Origin of the sequence: Luteibacter sahnii, from assembly GCF_034063545.1 — a bacterium.
In the GTDB taxonomy this organism is placed as follows: Bacteria; Pseudomonadota; Gammaproteobacteria; order Xanthomonadales; family Rhodanobacteraceae; genus Luteibacter; species Luteibacter sahnii.
Genome location: NZ_JAQLOK010000005.1, coordinates 189,987 through 207,407 on the forward strand (window position 1 = coordinate 189,987; position 17,421 = coordinate 207,407).

At 60.7% G+C, this 17,421-nt stretch carries 15 protein-coding genes; 9 read left to right on the forward strand and 6 right to left on the reverse strand.

Features of this window, described 5'->3' with window-relative positions; genetic code table 11:
* Window positions 1-13 precede the first annotated feature (13 nt).
* The 3 genes from PI246_RS14775 to PI246_RS14785 all read right to left on the reverse strand — a co-directional run bounded on the left by PI246_RS14775 (window position 14) and on the right by PI246_RS14785 (window position 2,042).
* Window positions 14-313: a hypothetical protein gene (locus PI246_RS14775; RefSeq protein ID WP_320552072.1), complete on the reverse strand. Its 300-nt coding sequence runs from the start codon at window positions 311-313 to the stop codon at window positions 14-16.
* 281 nt (window positions 314-594) lie between these two features.
* Entirely contained in the window at window positions 595-912 is a 318-nt protein-coding gene (locus tag PI246_RS14780) for a hypothetical protein (protein WP_320552073.1), read from the reverse strand.
* Between the two features lie 134 nt (window positions 913-1,046).
* On the reverse strand, window positions 1,047-2,042 hold the full coding sequence (locus PI246_RS14785; RefSeq protein WP_320552074.1) for an SOS response-associated peptidase family protein: 996 nt from the start codon (window positions 2,040-2,042) through the stop codon (window positions 1,047-1,049).
* Window positions 2,043-2,184: 142 nt separating this feature from the next.
* On the opposite strand from PI246_RS14785, the gene PI246_RS14790 reads away from it, so the two are divergent.
* Window positions 2,185-2,742, forward strand: a complete 558-nt coding sequence (locus PI246_RS14790) for a hypothetical protein (RefSeq protein ID WP_320552075.1) — start codon at window positions 2,185-2,187, stop codon at window positions 2,740-2,742.
* Window positions 2,743-2,789: 47 nt separating this feature from the next.
* Here PI246_RS14790 and PI246_RS14795 read toward each other — a convergent pair whose 3' ends face one another.
* Window positions 2,790-3,326, reverse strand: coding sequence for a DUF1697 domain-containing protein (locus PI246_RS14795; RefSeq protein WP_320552076.1), 537 nt, complete (start codon window positions 3,324-3,326; stop codon window positions 2,790-2,792).
* Between the two features lie 215 nt (window positions 3,327-3,541).
* Here PI246_RS14795 and PI246_RS14800 point away from each other — a divergent pair, with 215 nt between their 5' ends.
* Genes PI246_RS14800 through PI246_RS14810 form a run of 3 tightly spaced genes read left to right on the forward strand, consistent with a single transcriptional unit; the run spans window position 3,542 to window position 7,357 of the window.
* Window positions 3,542-5,083 carry a recombinase family protein gene (locus PI246_RS14800; RefSeq protein ID WP_320552077.1) on the forward strand — a complete coding sequence of 514 codons (1,542 nt, stop codon included), beginning with the start codon at window positions 3,542-3,544 and terminating at the stop codon, window positions 5,081-5,083.
* The gene (locus PI246_RS14805; RefSeq protein ID WP_320552078.1) at window positions 5,080-5,433 is read left to right on the forward strand and encodes a hypothetical protein; all 354 of its coding nucleotides are present in this window, start codon (window positions 5,080-5,082) and stop codon (window positions 5,431-5,433) included. Before PI246_RS14800 ends, PI246_RS14805 begins: the two co-directional genes overlap by 4 nt.
* Complete coding sequence (locus PI246_RS14810) at window positions 5,420-7,357, forward strand: recombinase family protein (protein ID WP_320552079.1); 1,938 nt, start codon at window positions 5,420-5,422, stop codon at window positions 7,355-7,357. Before PI246_RS14805 ends, PI246_RS14810 begins: the two co-directional genes overlap by 14 nt.
* Here the strand turns inward: PI246_RS14810 and PI246_RS14815 are convergent.
* A complete protein-coding gene (locus PI246_RS14815) occupies window positions 7,354-8,256 on the reverse strand; it encodes a LysR family transcriptional regulator (protein ID WP_320552080.1) in 903 nt (300 codons plus the stop codon). The two genes, PI246_RS14810 and PI246_RS14815, sit on opposite strands and share 4 nt — an antisense overlap.
* Window positions 8,257-8,401: 145 nt before the next feature.
* Between PI246_RS14815 and PI246_RS14820 the strand changes: the two genes are divergently transcribed.
* Window positions 8,402-9,919 carry an MFS transporter gene (locus PI246_RS14820; RefSeq protein WP_320552081.1) on the forward strand — a complete coding sequence of 506 codons (1,518 nt, stop codon included), beginning with the start codon at window positions 8,402-8,404 and terminating at the stop codon, window positions 9,917-9,919.
* A gap of 165 nt (window positions 9,920-10,084) precedes the next feature.
* Entirely contained in the window at window positions 10,085-10,372 is a 288-nt protein-coding gene (locus PI246_RS14825) for a hypothetical protein (RefSeq protein ID WP_320552082.1), read from the forward strand.
* A 137-nt stretch (window positions 10,373-10,509) separates the two neighbouring features.
* On the opposite strand, the gene PI246_RS14830 is transcribed toward PI246_RS14825, so the two are convergent.
* On the reverse strand, window positions 10,510-11,208 hold the full coding sequence (locus tag PI246_RS14830; protein WP_320552083.1) for a hypothetical protein: 699 nt from the start codon (window positions 11,206-11,208) through the stop codon (window positions 10,510-10,512).
* Between the two features lie 963 nt (window positions 11,209-12,171).
* Here PI246_RS14830 and PI246_RS14835 point away from each other — a divergent pair.
* From PI246_RS14835 to lanKC, 3 genes are read left to right on the forward strand one after another with little or no spacing between them, the layout of a single operon-like run.
* A complete protein-coding gene (locus tag PI246_RS14835) occupies window positions 12,172-13,488 on the forward strand; it encodes an ABC transporter permease (RefSeq protein ID WP_320552084.1) in 1,317 nt (438 codons plus the stop codon).
* 5 nt (window positions 13,489-13,493) lie between these two features.
* Window positions 13,494-14,702 carry an ABC transporter permease gene (locus tag PI246_RS14840; protein WP_320552085.1) on the forward strand — a complete coding sequence of 403 codons (1,209 nt, stop codon included), beginning with the start codon at window positions 13,494-13,496 and terminating at the stop codon, window positions 14,700-14,702.
* 30 nt (window positions 14,703-14,732) lie between these two features.
* Entirely contained in the window at window positions 14,733-17,420 is a 2,688-nt protein-coding gene (lanKC, locus tag PI246_RS14845) for a class III lanthionine synthetase LanKC (protein WP_320552086.1), read from the forward strand.
* Window position 17,421 lies beyond the last annotated feature (1 nt).

The following is a 17,421-nucleotide window of genomic DNA, read 5'->3' on the forward strand; positions in this document are numbered from 1 at the left end:
TCCCAAATTCCATTCAGACGAAAAAACTGACCACCACGAGGGTGCCGGCAACCAGCTCGGCAATCTTTCCTGCGAAAGGCCAGTTGAATTGACCTTCTCGGTTCTGCCGATAGATCTGACCCAGCGTGACATTAAGGCGAGGCGCTCCGACAAATGCGACGCGCCAAGCGAGAAGCAAGAACGCCCCTCCCGCCAGCGCCCCTTTGAGATTTGGGTGCTGTTGGTATTCCAACAGCGCAACGCCAAGGAGCCCTGCCGCCGTCAAAGTCGTTTTCCAACTGCGCTGGTTTTCCGCTACGCCTGCATGCCGCATCTGCGTCCGTCTCCGTCATAACCCACCATCGGTAAAGCGACATCGTGATCCGACGCGCCTGCATCCGTACCCGAACCTAACAGCAACGGGTGGCTGGCGTGTCGCAACATGTTTCGAACGGCCCCTAAAAGAGTTTTTGAAGGACCGAACGACATAGGCGGCGCGAGGTGTTCCAGCGCCTCGGCGGCGTTAAAACCTTCGAGACGCATTTCCGGCACGTATCAAAAGTCCGGTATGAGTCGCACCCGAAGTCGCCGGGCGAAGCCGTCCCTGAGGCTCAGCTACATGCGTTGCGTTCGACAGCGCAGCGCAGCGCGTCCGCAACGTGCCCCCCCCTTCGACTGACGATGAAGGTAGATCGCGTCCGAAAGGGCGATGACGGCCTCGACGTAGCCGCTAGCGAGGCGCTCGCCCTCTGCCCCCAACGAGACGATCACGGCGGCGGTCGCATTTCGCACATTAGGAACATTGAGCATGAGGGCAATCCCGGCGATCTGGCGCGCTCGAAAGCGAGCTTCGGTGAGATCGCCGGAGCGAAGGGCGTGGCGCAATGCCTTCCCCTCGTCGATGAGCGCGTCGATGTCCTGTTCGATGACCATGTGGCTGTCTCGGTTCCTTGGTCCATTGAACCACGAACGCGTGTTCAGGCGGAGGCGCAGCTAGTGATCGCAGTCCCGTCGTCGGCTCGCGATCGTCGAACATCAAGGCGCTGTGGCCATTGCGTACGATGGGGTTACGTGTCGTCCGCAGCGTTGTCGTCAACGGGTTCATACACGTAGTGCACCTCGTGCGGGTCGCCCAGAATGGCCATCATGTCCATCAGTCCGCTGGCTTGGGGGTCTAGCCACGCATCCAGGTGCTCGGGCTTGATCGCGATGACGCTGCGATCGTGACCGGCGGCGACAAAATCGGGCAGAGGATCGCCCGTGATCGCGGCCACCGTGTAGAACCCCGGCTCGTCCCCCTCCGGCTCAACGTACCGCCACAGGCAGGCCAACAGCAGGTCCTCCCCGGACTCGGGCCGAAACGCTACCTCCACCGAGATCGGGCGCTCTCCCGGCGCCAACGGCCGATGTTCCAGATCGTGGAGGGCCACCGACTCATAGATCCGACGCGCCAGCATGACACCGTGGGTCTTTCCCCACAGTTCCCGCCAGGCGGTGGTGAGCTTGTCCCGACGGGCGTTGTAGGTCCCGTCCCACTTCTTCTCGTCCGCGGCCGTCCAGCTGGGCATGCGGCAGCGGTAGCGCATGGGCACCACGCGTCGCTCGCCGGTGGCCGGATCCCGGATGAGCACGGGCGTGATACCGCCGGGCCAGATGCGGGCATAGCCGTCGCCTTTGGCGTGGTCATGGATCTCGGCCAGTTTGGACTTGGCGTTGGCAATTTTTTTGGTGGCGACGCGCTGGTCGGTTTCCGCCTTCTTCGTGGGCTTGGGCCCGGCCAAAACCATTTGCGCCTTCGCCAGCCGCGCGGTCTGCTCGGCCAGCTCCTGTTCGAGGGCAAGAGCGGCCGCCTGATAGGCATCGAGTGCCGCGGCCCGCGCTTCCTGTTCATCCGATTCAGTGGAGTCCAGAAAAGCGTTGCGGATGCCCTTGGGGACGCTATGTATCCAACTGCCGTTGCGCGTACACCAACCGGCCATCTTCACGTAGGCATCCAGATCTAGGTTGCCCCCGAAGCGCTGGTAGGCGCGAAAGTCAGCCTGGATTTGGGCGGAATAGCACATGGCGCGAGGATAGCGCCTTCGCCCCCCATCTGGGTCAAACGCCGATCTGGCTTGGAAAATGCCGGTTCGGCCCGGGAAGCACGGAGCGATCATCTGGCTTTCAGAAGCGATAGAATCCACGACCCTCCGAAGGGAATGACCGATGCCAGCAGGATTGCCCAGCCGTCGCAGCGGACTTTGCGCACTATTGGTTGCGTCCCTCGCGATTCCCTGGTCGGCCATCGGCGCGCAAGCGTCTTCATTTCATGATGTGTACGAGCTTGTTGACGTCGTCACACGGGAAGGCCTGCAGTCTGACGTGCTTCTCAAGCGCTTTGCTGACCATGGAATCGCCTGGGTCGTTTTTGACGGCATGCCTTGGTCGCACGAGGCCTCTCATCTCGTTCTGCTCGATGGCACGCGCATCAACTACGTTGCCTCCTTTACCGGGACCGAGATCGCACCCCCGAACTTCGTGGCCAACATTGATGACCACACCTGTGTCAGCGCCTGGGGTGTGGCCGGCCACTATCGCCTCAACGATGCGCCCACGTTGATGACGGCCCCGGAACCGACGCCCTTCCCATCGACAGAACCACCGAGGTCAGCGCACCGCATGAGTGGAAAAGTCGGGCAGCTCACCTTGTCTGTGACGTACTGGACACTCGATAGTGCGCCACGGTCTGACGGATGTGTTGAGGGCATCAATATCGACGAGTGACGCACAAAAGAGGCTTGGCGTTGAGGGGCGAGGGCCGACCTGCGTGCTCACGTTGCGTCCTCGCCTTCAGGCTCAAGCGCGGCCGCCATCTCCGCCAGCTTGGTCACCGTGTTGAGGTTGCGCGCAGTGCCTTGCTTCTCGCTGGGAAGCCGGAGCTTGGTGGCCCCCATGCCGTCCGGATAGAGGACATAGATTTCCCGCTTGCCCCTATGGACCCGCTCGTTCTTGAGGCCGTTCGCCCCGTCGAGAGGGTCGGCAGGCAGAGGACCATCCACAAACAGGGTGATGACGCGATTCCCCGCCTCTCCCTCAAATGGATTGCGCGCCAGAACACTGGCCATTTCAGCAGCGGTTCGCACCAATACGCCCACCGGTTTGCCGACGTGAGTCTGAAGTTGCTCTTCGAGGGCGGATCGTACCTGTGCTTCGCTCTTCTGGCTTGTAAACACAGCGTTGCCGCTTGCAAGGTAGGTTTTCGACTGGCCGAACCCGGCTGACTGGCACATCTCGAGCAGGGTGGTCATGGGCAGTTTGCCGGTGCCACCGACATTCACTGCGCGAATCAGCGCGACGTATCCGGTCAAGGTCGTTCTCCTCCCCATCGTTGCCCCATGTTAGCTCTTCCCTGGTATCGCCATTGTGCATTCAGCAAGACGGTTGATGCGTCGACGGACCTTTCGCGAATCGTTGTACAGACCTTCTCGATAACGTCGTCGGAGGCAACGCGTCAATGGCATTGTGATGCACCGATAATCGGCGTAGCGTGGTTGGGGCAGGGGAGTCTTGACGGAGCCATGCCATGGCCCAGCCCCTCCTATTGCCCGGTTGGCGGGCACCCATGCGCGTGGCGGAATACGTGCGCATGTCGACCGACCGCCAAGCGTATTCGGTAGCGAACCAGACGTCTGCCATCGAACGCTACGCGGCTAGCCACCACATGGTTGTGGTGCGGCGGTATCACGATCTGGGAAAGAGCGGTCAGTCCATTGATGGACGCGACGCACTCCAGCAGTTGCTCACCGACATCCAAGCGCCGCGACCGGCATTCGAGGCCGTCCTCGTGCTGGACATCAGTCGTTGGGGGCGCTTTCAGAATACCGATGAAGCCGGGTTTTACGAGTTCCTCTGTTGGAAGCGCGGCATCCGCGTGTGCTATGTCGGCGAGCCGTTCGCCAACGACGGTGAGCCCTCTTCGATGGTCTTCAAGGGCCTCAAGCGGGTCATGGCGACCGAGTACGCCCGCGAATTGTCCGCCCGGGTCATTGCTGGCCAGCGGCGCTGGGCCAGCCAGGGCTATCGCCAGGGGGCTCCCGCAGGTCTGGGGCTGCGTCGCCAGGCGGTGAACTACGAAGGAAAGGCCCAGGTGGTCATGGCCCGTGGAGAGCGCAAGCGGGTGGGAACCGACCGGGTGGTGCTGGTGCACGGGCCGGACGATGAGCTGCGAACAGTCCGATGGATGTTCGAGCAGTACCTGGCGGGCAACGGGGATTCGGCCATTGCGAGGCAGCTCAACGACCAGGGCTGCCTGACTCAGGCGGGCAAGCGCTGGAGCGCGACGACGGTGCGGGCCGTGTTGCGCGCCGAGCGCTACGCCGGCTGCAACATATATCGTCCAGCCAAGACGAGTCTGGCGGCGCTCCGGTCCCCCGCTGCCGTGCCCGCCGCGGTGCGCCGGACGGACGCGTTCCCGGCGATCGTTTCGCCGGCCGTGTTCGCCGCCGCCCAGGCTCGGCGCAGGTGCGCGCCCTGTCACGCGTCAAAGACCGACTTGGTGGAGCGAACCCGAGCCCTCTGGGTTCGTCAGGGCACCTTGAACGCGTCGCTCCTCAACGCCGAACCGAGCTTGCCGTCGAGCTTCACGCTCGCCCGCCGCTTCGGGAGCCTCGCTGCCTTGTACCGGGAGGTCGGTGCCGTGCCCGACCATGGGCCGCGCCCGATGAAAACGCGCCAGCGCATCCATCGATGGCGCCAGTCGCTGACCGCGTTTGCCCATCGGCTGCTCATCAAGCACGGCTCGGCCGTGGAACGCGACGGCTGGCGGTTGCGCATCGACGGACGATGGTCGGTGTCATTCACTATCCTGCATCCGTCGAAGCGCGGCGGTCAGGGATGCACCTGGTTCAACCGCAGCGCCAGTGAGGCCACTGACGTGGTGGTCTTCGCCCGGCTGGGCGCGGGAGAGGCCGGACCCGTGGACTATACGGTGCTCCCACGCCAGCTCTTTCCCCAGTGGCCAGACTTTTTCGACGATCGCTTCCGTCCGTGGGTGGACGGGTTCCGTTATCCCTCGCTCGCCATCCTGCTGGACATGGCACGGGCCTCGCGGGGGAATGTGCCATGACCTGGCGGAGCCGCGCCGAGCAACGTCATCTTCGCGAGCAGGACGAGGCTCGGCTGAGTGCGGCGGCCGAAGCCGCTCGCGTGCGTCTTGGCAGAGCCGCCCGTGCTTTTTCCAGCCTGCTGGCCGATGAGTCGGCGCGAATCTACCTGACGCGCAGGGGCATCACCATTGTTCCCGACCTTGGGCGCCCGCGTCCGGCCATCCATGGCACCACCGACGGCTCGACCGTGCTTGAAGCGGTGGTCTGGGCCGGGAGCATCGCCGCATTGCTGTCTGACGCCGCGTGGGTGGGATGGCTGGCTGAGCACCACCCGGCCGAATGGGAGGACCTGCGCGATGCGATCGCCTGAGTCCACTGAGCCAACCGGGTTACAGGATGCAGGGACACGGGTGATACCCGCGGCAGCCTATCTTCGTGTGTCGACCGATATGCAGGAGGGGTCCATCGCCGAGCAGGCGGAGGCCATCGAGGCCTATGCGCAGCAGCGCGGCATGCTCGTCGTGCGCACGTTTTGCGACGCTGGAATCAGCGGGCTCACGGCCGACCGTCGTCCGGGATTGCAGTCGTTGCTCCGGACCATCGGTGGAGGCTCGCCAGGGTTCGACGCCGTGCTCGTCTTTGACGTGAGCCGATGGGGCCGGTTTCAAAACACCGATGAAGCGGCCTACCACGAGTTCTTGTGCTGGAAAGCAGGGATCCAGGTGTTTTATGTCGCCGAGCATTTCACCAATGACTTGAGCCCGTTCTCGATGGTGGTCAAAGGGCTCAAGCGGGTGATGGCCGCCGAGTACAGCCGGGAGTTGTCAGCGAAAGTCCGGGCGGGCCAGCGCCGCCTCGCCGGCATGGGATATCGGCAAGGCGGCTTGCCCGGATACGGCCTGCGTCGGATGCTCCTCGACCCGGACGGGACCCCCAAAGGCCTTTTGGCCCATGGTCAGCACAAGGGACTGACGACCGACCGGGTTGTGCTCGTGCCGGGGCCGCCCGACGAGGTGGCCGTCGTGCGCCGCATCTTCGAGATGTACGCAAAAGACCCCCAGCTGACCCGCATCGTGGAAGTGCTCAATCGCGAGGGCATTCCTGCTGTTGGCGGTGTGGCGTGGAAGATTGGTCGCGTGACCCGCATCCTCGGCTCGGAAAAGTACGTGGGCACGGCGGTGTATGGAAAGCGCACCCAATACCTGGGAGGCCCGGAAGCCGACAACCCTGTGGAGGACTGGGTGCGCAAGCGTGAGGCCTACGCACCGGTCGTGTGTCGCGAACTCTTCGATGCGGTCCAGGCTCAGCGGAAGGCTCGCCGTCATGTCAAAACGAACAGTCAAGTGTTGGACAGTCTTCGCGAGCTTCTCATCAAGGAGGGGCGACTCAGCTTGGGCGTGATCAACGCGGCGCCTGGGGTGATGTCGGGGCCTCAGGTCATCGTGCAGTTCGGCAGCCTCATGGAGGCCTATCGGCGGCTCGGCTACACGCCAACGCGGTCTGCATACAGCACTGGGTGCCGTCTGCTCGCGCGATGGCGCATCAGCCTCACCGGGTTTCTTCGGGACCATCTGCGGGCACTGGGACATCGGGTGACGCAGAAGGGATGGTGTTTGCGGATCAACGATGCTTGGAGCGTGTCGTTCATTGTGCTTCTGGAGAAGATGAATGGCTCGGGGCAGGCCTGGCTCAATGTGCGCCAATACCCCGACGCGGACATGGTGGTGCTGGCGCGCCTTCCTCGGAAGGCCGATGTCCCTTGCGACTATTTGATCCTGCCAACGCACCTGTTTCCCATGTTTCCCGCGGCCATCGCCAGTCGCCGGGATCATCTCCTAGACAATTTCCGGTTTCGGTCCTTGTCGCTTCTTGAGGATCTCGCGCAGCTCTCCGGGCGGCGAGAAGGGTGTTTGCATCATGAGCGTTGCTTCGACGGGGCCGGTGAGGCGCCTCATCCGCTGGTGCTCGACGCTGCGGCCAAGGCCGAGCATCGGTTCCAGAGGGTGGGGCAGACCATGGCACGGCTGACAGCGAGCCGCAGTGGTGCGCGGTCGACGGCGCACCACGGACTGACTCATCTCGGAAAGGCACGGTCATCCCGCTTGGCGATGAACCACCGGGCAGAGGGGCGGCAGGCCCTGGAGGGCGTCGTGCTCGCCGGTGCGCTGCAGGCCCTCTTGGCGGAACCTGAAACAATCCGCTGGCTGTCGCGGTATTTCCCGCGCGAGCGCGCTGCATTCCACGAGGCGAGCGTGCTCAGTCTGGGGCACACCTCGTCCTTCTCTCGCCGCTAATGACCTTCACCAAGGACCTCGCTTTCTATCAAGAAGTCGATGAAGACCCTCAGCTTGGGCGCCATGTAGCGATCGCCCGGCCATAGAATAGAAAACTGTCCGCCTTCGATCACGCAGTCATCCAGAATCGATACCAGCGCTCCCGATGCCATGGGCTCTCGGACGGCAAAGCCGGGCAGGTAGGCAATACCGAGACCGTCCAACGATGCGCTGATCAACGCTTCGACGCTATTGAATGTGTGAGTGCTAGGAATGGGCAGTCGCGACGCGTCTGACCATTCCCTCCCTAGCCGCCAAGCCTGCAACTGGCCCGTCGTCGGAAACTTGTATCGAAGGCATTGGTGTCTGGCCAGATCGACGGGACTTTGCGGTGTGCCCCGGCCGGTGAAGTAACTCGGAGCACCGACCAAAACGAAGCGATAAGTGCCCAGCGACCGCGCCTTGAGCTGAGAGCTGCTGCTATCGCCGCTGCGGATCGCGGCATCGACTCCTTCCGCAATGATATCGATCAACCGGTCGTTAAAATCGATATCGAGCCGAATGTCGGGATAGCGGGTCAGGAATGCCGGGAGTACGGGCTTCAGCATCCGGTAGCCAATGGCTGGCACGCTGATTTTGAGCGTGCCGCTGGGACTGCCTGCCAATCGAGACAATTCCGATTCCGCTTCCTGGATTGCTTCGACAATGTGTCGCCCTCGCTCGAAGAACAGGGCGCCTTCCTCCGTGAGACTCAGGCGTCGCGTGCTGCGATTGAACAGTCGCACGCCCAGATCGGCTTCCAGGCGAGCCACGCTCTTGCTGATCGCAGACGCCGACACGCCTAGGCGCTCGCTGGCAGCGACAAAGCTGTTGGCCTCGGCAGCGCGGACAAAGGCAAGCAAGCCACTGAGGCTATCCATTGATGTCGACCATTGATGAGTTTATGTCGCTTCAGAAGGGAGGGGTGGCGCATTTGTTAATGATTGCGGAGATTTTAGCATCTCGACTCTGCCGACAAACCGCGTGCCCTCCAATGAGCGGGGCGCCCCAAGAGATGCCTAAGTCATGACCCATACCGCCGCTTTCTCGGAAGGCCGCCAATCGCAAGAATCAATCCTTGCTGCGATTTGTTTGGCCGCTCTGATCCTTCCCTTGAGCTTCACGGGCGGGGCTGTCGCCACGCCAACGATCGCGCGTGAGCTTGGCGGTGACCCGTTGGCGCTCGGCTGGATCACCAACGCGTTCATGTTGACCTTCGGCAGCCTATTGATGGTGGCCGGTGCACTGGCAGATGCCTTCGGCCGTAAGCGGGTATTCGTTTGCGGTGTGCTGGCTTTCGTGACGATCTCATTGGTGACCGTGTGGGCGCCGAACATCGTCTGGCTCGATATACTCCGGTCGTTGCAGGGCGTTGCGGCTGCGGCGGCGTTGGCCGGTGGTTCCGCTGCACTCGCCCAAGCCTTCGAGGGAATGGCGCGCACGCGGGCGTTCAGCCTGCTGGGCACCAGCTTCGGCGTTGGGCTGGCTTTTGGTCCGGTCTTGGCGGGAGCGCTCATCGACCACTATGGTTGGCGTTCGGTGTTCTTCTCTAGCGCGTGCGTTGGCTCACTCGCCTTGCTGCTGGGAATGCCAAGAATGCACGAATCGCGAGACCTCGGTCCGGGCGGCTTCGATTGGGCTGGCGCGGCCAGTTTCACTACGGCGCTTGGCTTGTTCACCTGGGGCGTTCTGCAATTGCCTGTCAGGGGCTGGAGCAGCTGCCAAGCGTGGAGTCTGCTGGCCGGTGCCGGGGCGGCGTTCATCGCCTTCGTCAGCGTGGAGCGGCGTGCCGATCGCCCCATGCTCGACCTATCGCTCTTTCGGTATCCGCGCTTTCTGGGCGTGCAGGTGCTGCCGGTGGCGACCTGCTATTGCTATGTAGTCTTGCTGGTGTTGCTGCCACTGCGGCTGATTGGCATCGAGCGTCAAAGCGAGGTCAGCGCCGGCGTGAGCATGATCGCGTTGTCGATTCCCATGTTGGTGGTGCCCACCCTGGCCGCCAGCCTGACGCGCTGGGCCTCTCCCGGGAAGATTTCGGCATTGGGACTATTTATCGCTGCAGCGGGACTTTTTTGGCTCGGCCGCATCGGCCCTTGTAGCCCTCGAGGCTCCCTGATGGGACCACTGTTGCTGATCGGTACCGGCACTGGGCTGCCGTGGGGGTTGATGGATGGCCTGGCGGTCAGCGTGGTTCCGAAGAAGCGTGCAGGCATGGCGACGGGCATCTTTAGTACGACCCGGGTGGCGGGTGAGGGCATCGCCATCGCCGCCGTTGTCGCACTGCTGACCCTGTTCATCCAGGTGCACTTACCGCAGGAGCACAGCACAGCTGAGATCGAAACGGCCCAAATGCTTGCGATGGGCAATCTCGCCGAGGCATCCCGTCTCTCCAACGACAGCGTCCCGGCGCTGATTCGCGCCTATGCAGATGGATTCCGATGGCTCACCAATCTTCTGATCCTCGTCACCCTTGCTGCGGGAATCGTTGTGGGCTGGCTGCTCGACCAAACGCCTCCGTCGCAGCAGCGTGGTGACGAGGGGTAGGGTGACCGAAGTAGGCAATGCTTGTGGTCAGGGTCTAGCACGACGGCGTCAAGGGAAATACGCCGCCACGCAAGCAGCGGTCCCAGGCGGAAAGGGCGTGGAGTGGCGAGCGGCGCTCTTCGGGCCATTGCACGGGGGCCGCATCGTCCGGCTACCATGGAGAGTATGAGCACTTGGGACGAAACCCGCATTCTGGTTTTGGCCGAGCTGTCCTTGGAGGGCTCCGCCATGAACGAGGCCGCGCTTGCCGGGGACCTGGATGAGTCCCGATTCCGAGCTGCCCTGATTGCCACCAAGGCTGAAGAATGCGGCCTCGCCGCCATCGCTACGGCCGCGCGCGACGTCGAATGCGTGCTCGGAAGGCCAGGGACCGAACCCGCGGGCGCGTATGGCGAGTCCATGCTTCGCTTGGCCACGGTCATCAGCCAAGACCCCGGCTTTGTGCCTCTATGATCAATGGTTCTCTTTAATAGAGGGGCGAACGTAAGCCAAGACAGGCGCCTGCTAGCTCTCTGCTTAAAACGCCTTTGCGTTTTCTGGTCATGTATTTGGCCGCAAGTCAAGCGAAGGCTTTTTGCGTGGTTTGATCGTCAATGGCTTCCGTTGAAGTTCGAGATCAAACGATATGTAACATGGTCGTTGGTCGCTTCTATCACCTCCAGCCTGGCCCCTTTGTAGCCAACAGTTGTCGATTCGGACAGGTCATAGTCGACGTCGTTACTGTATGCCGGCCGGGCGACGTTTGCAGAAAACTCGCGGTAGCCTAGCTTGATCTTCTGTCCGACCTTTCCGCTGTAAATAAGGGTTTGCTGAAAGCTGTCGTCGGTAGCCACCGACTTGACGACACGGTCAAATGAGGCCTTGGTGCAGGCCGAGGCGTTGAACACCGTAACTACGCACAGTCGACTATCGGTCTTGTAGGCCTGAACCGATTTATAAGGATCGGCCAATGCCGCTTTGTCCACGCGGCCTCCGTCCGGCGTGGGGCTCGGCTGGTAGAAATCCGAATTTTTGTTTTCGCCTTGTTTTACAAAGTATCCGTGACGAAGCGTGTAAGCGTTGAAAAGCCCAATGTTGGCATCTTTGTGGAGGAGCAACGCCTCCCGCTCGTAAACAACTCCCTGATTGACCATCTCATCACCCACGGATGCGGTCGTTACCGAGCCGACGGCCGGACGGCTAATAGCAGTGGCCTTTGGTGCGTAGTTATAGGTGGGGGCCACGCACGCCGACAGGCTCAAGGCCACGCCACATGCGGGGACGCAGACGAGCCAGTTTTGCTTTTTCACAAACTTCCCCTTAGGAATAACGAAATGCCGAAACCACCGTGCGAGTTGGACCGCTTGACCGGATGTTCTGCCACACGCGGGCCCTGACGGTCGATGGGGTCGCAAGCCAATTTTCCACACTCGGAATCATGAAGTCTGTCAGAACACAGTGCACAGGTCTTGCCGAATCTGCGCTGCACCGCGAGCAGGAGAGTGCCCGTCGGCCATACCTGCCGCGCATGCATGCAGCTCATCGGCGACGTCTGGCTCAGATCCAAACCCTTGAGGAAGAGCTGGCCGGTCGGCTGCGCCTTTCCGTGTCCATCCGGGCACAAATGGAGGGCATCAGCAAGCGGGCGGATCCGGGGCGTCGTCGCTAGCCATCCACGATCGGCGCAACCTTAAGGGCCATCTGGCCGACCTGGAGCAGCAGGACCACGAGGCAGTTGAAGACCTGCTCAGTGTGGCCAACGCCGCTGATCTGCCGTGGCCCAAACTCTACACTGCACGCGCCGGGCCCACGTTTTCCCTTCAGCGAATCGTGGACGACGCGGAGTCGCACGCGTGCTCTAAAGATCGCTCAGCACACCGCAGATATCGGCCGAAGATCTCACACTGAGCACGCGACTCATGCTCCTCTCCGATGGCACAAGAGCCGATGAGTTATCCAGCTGAGGCTGGGAGCGAAGACTGCACGAAGCTGTTTTGAACCGCGACCACCCGCAATGTCGCGACACAACCGTGCCAACGTTCAGGCAGATTCGCATTTTATTGCGATTGCGTTGGGTGGCGCTGCCGCAGTTGTGTAGGAGTTTTCCTACACAACTGCGGCACGCGCTTGGTTAGCCACTTTGGTTACCGTTGACGCATCAAACTCATCTAAGAAATTTCGTTGACACGATGCAGCAGGTTTGTTGAACTAAATTTATCGCGCATGGGGATGTGCATGTAGGGAGGGCGCCCTCGGGCGAACACGGAGGTCTGATGGAGATGCATTACTTCATCTTGGCGATGCGACGTATCCGCAACGACTGGTGGATATCAGCGCTCACCATACTTGCCCTTGCCGTGGGTGTCAGTGCCACGATGACATCTCAGCTGGTGATTCGGATGTTGGACGCGGACCCTTTGCCTGGGCGCAGTCAGTCGCTGTTTTACGTTCGCGCCGATCCACAGCCCGCGTCCGAAGACGAAAAGCCACTGCCCGACATGTTGGACTACCGCACGGCTACCGATTTATGGTCGCTCAGAGGCCAAGATCGCGGCGCGCTCGTCGCTGACGGGTCCATGTCCTTGCAGGACGAGCGAGGGAAAGCGTTGATCGACGCAACATTTCTCGCGACTACCAGTGACTTTTTTACGCTCTTTCGAACGCGGTTTCGTTTTGGATCCGCTTGGAGTAGCGCTGACGAGCAGAGGCTCGTTCCCTCAGTCGTCATTTCGGACCGACTGAACGAAGTGCTTTTCCATGGGGGCAACAGCGTGGGGCGTATGTTGCGAGTCGATGGCCGCTCACTTCAGGTAGTTGGTGTTCTTGCACCGTGGCGGCCAAGCCCCCGCTTCTATCTGATGGCCGGTGGACATGACGGCGGCGCGAATGCTTCAGATGTCTTTGGTCCGGCTCACGACCTTTATATTCCGATGCCTCTGGCAAAAGAGATTGCCCTCCCTCACATGAGTTGGTTCACCTGTTGGGGCCAACTTCGCAGTCCTTCTCAGTTGGCGACCGCACCTTGCTTGTGGGTAGGGCTTTGGGTTCAGGCATCCACCGACGCCGATCGTCGGGCCTATTCCGAGCGAGTGAGCGCCTACGTAAAATCCCAACTTGCGAGTGGTCGATTTACTCGTGGTACTCGTCCCGAACTCATCGGCTTGACGGATTGGATCGCTTATAACAACGTGATTCCTCGCGATGTCAGGCTGCAGTCGTGGTTGTCGTATGGCCTGTTTATAGTGTGCCTGATTAACATCGGGGGGCTGTTGTTTGTGCGATTTAGCGGTCGGCGCAGTGAGATCGCGTTGCGAAGAGCATTAGGAGCCACGCAGGCGAGCATTGCTTGGCAGTGCACTGCGGAGTCGCTGGTCGTTGGTTTGATCGGTGCAGCGCTTGGCATGCTCTTGACCACGGGGGCCACGTCCTATGTCCGATCGCTGCCAACGGCGTACGCGAATTTGATACATTTGGGCGCGGTAGCGCTTGCCGTCACGGTTGCCGTAGCTCTGGTGGCTGCGTTGATAGCCTCCATCATTCCGACTGTGCTTGTGGCCCGGCAAGCACCCGGTCAGTTTTTGAAGGAGTGACCGTGATGCTGCAGCTAACGCAGGTTATTTCTGTCCTTCGGCGCCATAAGTTGGCAGCAATACTCTTGGCGGTCGAGGTTGCGCTTACGGGGGCACTTCTTGCAAACGCGATGTGCCTGCTATCGGAGCGGAAAGCTCTTGAGAGTTTGCCTACAGGATACGCAGACGAGACGGGAGTGATCGCCTTGGCTTTGTCCGATCTGCCGCAAGAAGGGTTAGCGGATGCAGTGTCTCGGATCACGACTTCGATGAAGGCGGTGCCAGGGGTGCAGGCCGTGTCGGTGACTAACGCCTCTCCCTATACCTCGCGGGCGGGGGAGTCAGGTTTTAGCCTTCTGCCCGAGATAGAGCGAGCCACACACCAAGCTCATTTTTATTTGGTCGACCCGAGCTTCTTAAAGGTCAGTGGAGTGCGTGTGATCGCCGGCAGGGCCTTTCACTCCGATGAATACGAGGCCGCAGATACTTTTCCGCCGTCCGCGAGCGTGGCGCTGATCTCCGAATCGTATGCCAAGGCGATCTGGCCCGACGAAAGCCCCCTGGGCCACACGTTCTATCTCAACCATCTTCCTGTACGCATTGTGGGAGTAACGGCGGACGTCCTCCGTCCCGACCCAAGTCGCTGGGCATCGACAAACACCATTTTCTTGCCGGCACTTCCGGGGCAAGTGATGTCGAATCGCTATCTTCTCCGTATTTCGAGCGAGCCAGATATGGCGCTCAATGCCGTGCGTCAGGCCGTTCGTCGGGAAATGCCGTCGGTCACAATCGACAATGACAACACGGGCATGATGTCGCAACTCAAAGTCGCTTATTTTGCTTCGGATGAGGCAACAGGACGCGTCCTGACGGCCACCGCTCTGGGCATGCTGGCAATGACGACGGTCAGCGTCATGGGTCTTTCGACGTTATGGGTTCGTCACCGACGCCGACAAATTGGGCTACGTCGAGCGTTGGGTGCCACACAAGCCAGCATCGTCCAGCTCTTTCTACTCGAAAACCTGGTGATTGCAGGGACAGGGGCCATCGCAGGGGTGATGCTTTCCTACGGGATTAGCTTGCTCATGATGGATGAGTTTGCGACACCCCTGATTACGCCGTGGCATGTGGGGATTGCGGCGCTGGTTCTCATCGGAGTGATGCAGGTGGCGGCGCTGTGGCCGGCTTTGGCCGCGTCGCGGCTATCGCCAGGCGCCGTGATCAAAGGCTGTTGACTTCGCACCAGCCGTTTATGGAGTTTGCGGATGTACTCGAGTTACTTGCTGACCGAATCGATGTTCTACACCCCGGTAGTGGCCTATGAACACGCCGACGACTGGGCATCCTTTATCGCTGCGGAACTCGGGTCAGGATGGTCCTACGCGAGGTGGTCGTATTGGCTTCAGTTCGACTGTGCCGAGAAAAACCGACCGGACCAAGGCTTCAAAATCCACATTGCCCCGGACTTTGCCGATTTACAGCAGCAGGTCGTTGATTGCGTAAGGATCTTACGCAAACATCGCGCGGGGTTTAAGATTGTTGCCGACAGACGACTCGTTGGAGTGATGAACGGGAAAACCTTCTCGCGGACGGCGTCTGCGAAGTTCTTCACTATCTATCCGACGGATGACAAAGAGTTTCACTCCTTAGCCAAGGAATTGGCAGCGAGTGAAAACGCAGCTCGAAGAACAGGTCCGTATATTCTGACGGATCGGCGTGTCCCCGGGGCAAGCACAGTGTTCTATCGATACGGGGGCTTCACACGAATGGAGATGCTGCGGGATGACGGAGAGCGCCTTCAGCTGATTCGAAATCCCGTAACGGGGCAGATGGTGGAGGACCGGCGTGAACCGGCATATCACTTGCCGTCATGGGTAGAGGAGCCATTTCCTATGCCGGCAGCCCCAGCTTCGAGCGGTGGAGGCCTCCTAAATGGACGGTATCGCGTCACGTCAGCCATCTACTTTTCGAACAGCGGCGGGGTGTACAAGGCTGAGGACCTTTCATCGGGGACGACCGTCATCCTCAAGGAGGCCCGCCCTCATGCTGGCATTCGCGATGCAAAGCACCTCCAAGCGGATGGGTTGGCGTGTCTTCGCCACGAGTTTTCCATGATGCGCCGACTCGCGGCTGTGCCGCATGTGGTGGCGCCCATCGATTATTTTGAGGCGTGGGAGCACGAATTCCTTGTTGAGGAATACATCGAGTTGCCCACGTGGCGGACCTATTTTGCAACCGATGGCGTGATTTTGAGCCCCTTCTCGCCGGGGGCAACAAATCCCGCGCCGTTTTTGCAGCGCATGGTCCCTGCGCTCGCTGATGCTGTCTCCGCTCTTAGGTTGGTTCACGCCCAAGGAATTGTCCTCGGGGACTTGTCGTCCACGAATCTCCTTGTTGACGCCGAGGGCGAGCGAAAGGTGAGAATTATTGACCTGGAATCGGCCTGCGACCCAACCGAGGCCTTGCCTTGGCAAGAGCAGTGGGGAACGCGCGGATTCCGCGATCAGCAGCGCGCGAACGGCGCTCGAAGGCCGGAGGATGACTGGTTCGCCCTCTCGAAGTGCGTATTGGATGCGATGGTTCCCATCGCGCACTTGCCTGACATCGGCATTGGTGAGCTTGGGGAGCTGATCGATTTTGCAGTTCGAACCAACGGACTTCCCGAGGCATTCGGCCATTTGGTCCATGCAATCCGGACCAACGATCAAGATACGGTCGATCATCGGTTGAGCTTTCTGCGTCGGCTTTATGTCGAGCAGGGCGAGCCGATGCGCCGAATGCCCATCGATCTGTCGAATCAAGTGTTACGGCCTCGAGCGACCGTGAGTCAAGAGACTGTCGATGGGATCGCTCGCTTTATCGAGCTTGCAAGAGGCCGTGTCTCTACGGGACAGGAACATTGGCCGGCTGATCCAAAGCTTTACAACTCGAACAAGTGGAACATCGCCTATGGCAGTGCTGGGATCTCAGCCTTTTTGCATCGATGTGGCCGCCCTGTCCCAGACGAAGTGAAATTTCGCCCGGATGATTTGGCTCAAGTGCAGGAGCTGGGGCTGTATTACGGGGCCACTGGTGTCGCAGCCGTTCAAAGCATGGATGGCGACCATGCTTTGGCTAAGATTCTTGTTGATCATCTGCATCAGGGAGAAACGCATTTTTATGGTGCCGGTCTATTCGGTGGCGCCGCCGGCATCGGCTTGGCGATGCTTTCGATTGCGCACTCTTCCCACGATGAAAGGGCCATGGATGTGGCCGCCTCGGTCGTGGGCTGGCTATCAGAGCGGGCGCAGAAGGGTGAGCGCGATGCAGTGTTTTGGCCCACGCCGGGTGGCCGCGAAGAGTACGGTCTGGGCAAGGGCAGCGCCGGCATAGCTTTCTTTCTAGCCTCTTACGCGGCGGATACGGGCTCCGAACAAAGTGCGGCGCTTGCCCGCGGAGCCATACAACATGTCATCACGAACGCACGCCTGGACGCTAGGCTGCGGCCGCAGTGGGGAAGAGATGAAACCGACCCGAGGTTCTTGCCCTATCACATCGAAGGTGCAGCAGGTATTGGTGCGGCATTGCTACGGACAGGATGGCTCTTGAAAGAGCCGGCACATACGGCGCTGGGCGTGCGACTGGCCGAGTCTGCGTTCAACAAGCTCACAGTTTCCCCGGGGCAGTTCTCAGGGTTGGCTGGCATCCTTGAGTTCCTTACGGACGTTTCGATGGTTTCGAACGATCCTAAGGTGGTTTGGATGCGTGACGAAGTGGTTGACGGGATGACTCGTTACTTCAATCATCGGGACGGTGCAATTGCGATCCCCGGTGAGTACTGCATTCGCTACGCGTGCGATTACGCTACGGGTTCCGCTGGCGTAGGAATGGCGTTGGCCCGTGTGGTCAATCCAGGGCCGAGGCCGCTATTCGACTTCGCATTGCCTTCTGCTCGGTGTTTTGGGGGTGCGTAGC